Origin of the sequence: Candidatus Vampirococcus lugosii (genome assembly GCF_018420025.1) — a bacterium.
Classification (GTDB): domain Bacteria; phylum Patescibacteriota; class Gracilibacteria; order Absconditabacterales; family Absconditicoccaceae; genus Vampirococcus; species Vampirococcus lugosii.
Genome location: NZ_JAEDAM010000080.1, coordinates 1 through 4328, shown reverse-complemented (window position 1 = coordinate 4328; position 4328 = coordinate 1). Strand labels below are relative to the sequence as shown.

Annotated in this window: 3 protein-coding genes; all 3 read right to left on the bottom strand. The window is 26.0% G+C overall.

The genetic code is table 25. From position 1 onward, the window contains the following. Positions 1-200, bottom strand: a 200-nt coding sequence (locus VAMP_RS04755) for a hypothetical protein (protein WP_213349805.1), incomplete at its 3' end; no start/stop codon positions are given. A 29-nt stretch (positions 201-229) separates the two neighbouring features. After that, positions 230-2338, bottom strand: coding sequence for a DKNYY domain-containing protein (locus VAMP_RS07170; protein ID WP_213349804.1), 2109 nt, complete (start codon positions 2336-2338; stop codon positions 230-232). Positions 2339-2366: 28 nt separating this feature from the next. Beyond that, on the bottom strand, positions 2367-4328 hold a 1962-nt coding region (locus VAMP_RS07165), incomplete at its 5' end, for a DKNYY domain-containing protein (RefSeq protein WP_213349803.1).

The window sequence follows — 4328 nt, the reverse complement described above, 5'->3', positions numbered from 1 at the left end:
TCATTTTCATTAATTTCCTTCAAATTTTCATTTTTTTTCTCTTCCTCAAATTCTCATTCTTCCTTATTTTTTTCAATCTGTCAAATTTCAACATTTTCTTTTTCAATCTTTCAAATTTCTTCCTCTTGATTTTCTTGTATACATCAATTTAAGTTCAAACTTATTAATCATAAAATTAGTAATATTATTGTTTTTTTCATCGTTAATTTAATTTAGTTTATAAAATATTTTATGGTTCAAATGTTTCTGGATCTTTGTCTTCTTGGATTTTTCAATATTTATATACATTATTTTTATCTTTTGCATATCATCATTTTAAGTCTTCAAAAGTTTCTGGATCTGCTCAAATTGTTTTTTCTCATCTATAATAAACATTATTTTTATCTCTTGCATATCTAGCACTTATTTGAAAAACTTCAAAAGTATTTGGATCTGCTCAATCTATTTTATTAATTCTTTCATATGTTCAATAGTAAAAAACATTATTTTTATCTATCAAATATTTATCATTTTCTTCAAAAACTTCAAAAGTATGAGTATCTGCTCAATCTATTTTTTCTCAATGATAATAAACATTGTCTTTATCTTTATAAATACAACTTCAAACAGTTCATCTATTTAATGGTCAAAACTCAGGTCCCTTACAATTTAAAATTTCAAAGCTATCTACATCTATATCAATTTGTTTTCATTTATAATAAACATTATTCTTATCTTTTGCATATCATTCTTTTATATATTCAAAAGTATTATAATCAACTGACTCAATAATTTCCCAGTTATAATAAATACCATTCTTATCTTTAATATATCATATAGGATTTACATTACCTAACAATTGAAAACTATCAGAGTCAATTCAATCTACTATTTTTGTGTTTTCATATACATTATTATTGTCTTTTCACACTCAAGGTTCTGCAAAAACATCATATTTTAATATTACTTCAAAAGCATCAGGATCTGCTCATTCTATAACTGAAACATTTCAATTATAATCAATTAAATAAACATTACTCTTATCTTTTACATATCAAGTATCCAAAATTTCAAAAGTTTCTGGATCTATTCAACTTATTTTTTCTCATCTTCTATAAACATCGAATAAATCAAACTCATAAATTGCTCATTTATGTTTTCTCTCACCATCAATATCAACAATCAACTTTTCTTCAATCTCTTCTCAATCTTCTTTCACTCAAATAAAAGTATAGATATTTTCTTGTATATTTATATTTTCAAAATCAACTCTGATATTATATTCAAAAGTTCATTTTTCTGAATCATAACTATTGAGAGTATATGGCTGACTTGTGTTTCAATTATAATCTGTCCAAGTTACTTTTATTTCTTCAAACTCCTTATTTACTTTTCAAGTAATATGAAAACTATTTTCTCAAGTCTCTTTTTTATTTATTTCAAAAACTTGCTTTTCTTGGTTTACTGAACGAACACAGTGGACATAGTTGTGTTCGTTCTTTAGTGTGACTCGATTTCTATTACTATCGTTACGAAGACTACTTGCTGTTTTACTAGCACTTTGAGTGGAAGAAAAAACAAATGAAGAACCTAATTCTCCTCTTAATTTATCTTTATTATTATGCATCGCCCTAAGTTCCTCTATTGCAGGAAGGTACCAGTCATAATATCATCACAAAGATAAACTATAACAATAATATGCTGCTGTTCCTGCACCACAATAATTTACTATAGTCTGTGTATTGGACTTTCAGTCAGTAGCACTTGTTCAGATCCGATCTCAATGACATCACCATTGTTTAGTTGGAACTTCGACTCATACAGCTGCTGGATTATAACTCATCAACTCACCTTTAGGTCAATCAAATTTATAAATTTTTTGTTTTTGTGCAAAACTTACACTTATATCTTTGTTGCTTGTTATATTGTTTAGAGTACACTCATTTCAGTTTACACTATCACATCCGTCCCAGTTATCTACTCTATATCCGCTGTCTGGATATGCTGTTAATATTACATCATCTCCGTGATGTGCCATCTGATCATCATCTATACTTCCACCGCTTCACGCATCTGTGTTTACTTTATACTCTAAAGGCTCAAATTTTGCTGTCAATTCTTCATCTCTACCTTGTTCTGAGCTTGTCGAAGGATCTTCTTCTTCTTCTGCTTCCTCCTGAGCTTCTTCGTCTATGTCTTCTTCCATATATTCTTCTTCAGTAATTATTTCTTCAGCCTGTTCATCATAACTAACATCCTCCTTCTCTTGTTCTGAGCTTGTCGAAGGATCATCTTCAGTACATCCAATCAAGCTAAAGCTTATAATTCATATAATTAGTAATATTATTGTTTTTTTCATTGTTAATTTAATTTAGTTTATAAAATTTTTATGGTTCAAATGTTTCTGGATCTTTATCTTCTTGGATTTTTCATTCGTAGTAGACATTATATTTATCTTTTGCATAGTCACTATCTTCTTTAAAAATTTCAAATGTTTCTGGATCTGATCAAATTATTTTATCCCGACCATGATAAACAAACAAGTCATTCTCTCTATATATTTTTGTTCATGGAAGAAAATTTAATCTCACATATATATCATTCTTATTAACTTTATCTGGTTCAAGTGCTCTTGATGGAATTCAATTATAATAGATATGATTTTCATCTCTTCATAATCATAGTCACAGATACTCAAACTCTCTTGGATCTGTCCATACTACTGAATATCCTTCTTGTATATTTTCTGAGTCTTCATTCCATGGTATTTTTATTGCTTCTCATTCATAATATACATGGTGTTTATCTTTAGCATAACAAGGATTTATAAAACATTCAAAAACTTCAAATGTTTCTGGATCTGCTCATTCTATTTCTCAAATATAATAAACATTATTTTTATCTTTAAAATAATTACTACTATCAATTCTTCAAAATGTATCTACATCAGAGGTTTTAATTGGATTCCCTCTATAGTATACATAGTATTCATCTATTCAATAAGCATTTCATATATATTCAAACCTATTTGGATCTGTCCATACTATAGATTCTCATTCTTTCACATCTTCTGGATCTTCATTCCATGGTATCTTCACAACCTCTTCATTATAATAAAGGTATCAATTTCTTTCATGATATCATCCAGTATATTTTTCATCTATTTTTTTTCAATATTTGTAATAAGTGTTTTTATCTCTTGCATATCAATTTCATAATACTTCAAATGTTTCTGGATCTGATCAAATTATTTTTTTTCATCTATAATAAATATTATTTTTATCTCTTGAGTAACAAGAAATTCATTCAATTCCCATATCAAAGCATCATAAAATTTCAAAAGTTTTAGAATCTACTCATTCTATTATTTCTCATTTATAATAAATATTATTCTTATCTTTAATATATCAATAATTTATATATTCAAAACTATCTAAATCTATTCACTTTACTTCATTAAATCAAACATAAATATTATTTCCATTTTTCCAATAACAAGAATTTCAAATACCATAATTATAACAATCTATTATTTGAAAAGTTTCAGAATCAGTTAATTCTATTATTTCTCATTTATAATAAACATTATTTTTATCTCTAAAATATTGATTTTCTAAATATTCAAAACTATCAATATCTGCTCATTCTATATTTTCTCATTTGTAATATACATTATATTTATCTTTTGCATAATTAAACAACAAAAAATCATCTTCTTCTTGAGAAATAATTTTAAATGTCTCTAGATCTGATCATTCTATTTTTTCCAAATCAAAGTAAACATAAATTAAATCTCGTCTATAACAATAACCACCAAAAGCTTTCATACAATATTTTTCCATCTCACCACCAACATCAATAATCAATTCTTCTCTAATCTCTTCTCAATCTTCTTTCACTCAAATAAAAGTATAAGTATTTTCTTGTATATTTATATTTTCAAAATCAACTTTAATATTGTATTCAAAAGTTCATTTTTCTGGCTCATAGCTATCAAGAGTATATGAATCACTTGTATCACCATTATAATCTGTCCAAATCACTTTTATTTCTTCAAAATCCTTATTTACTTTTCAAGTAATATGAAAGCTATTTTCTCAAGTTTCTTCTTTGTTTATTTCAAAAACTTGCTTTTCTTCTTTTTTTTCTTCAATTTCTTTTTCCTCTTGATTTTCTTTTTCACTGCTTTCTATTTTTTCATTATCTTCAATATTTTCTTCATCTTCTTCATTTTCATTAATTTCCTTCAAATTTTCATTTTTTTTCTCTTCCTCAAATTCTCATTCTTCCTTATTTTTTTCAATCTGTCAAATTTCAACATTTTCTTTTTCAATCTTTCAAATTTCTTC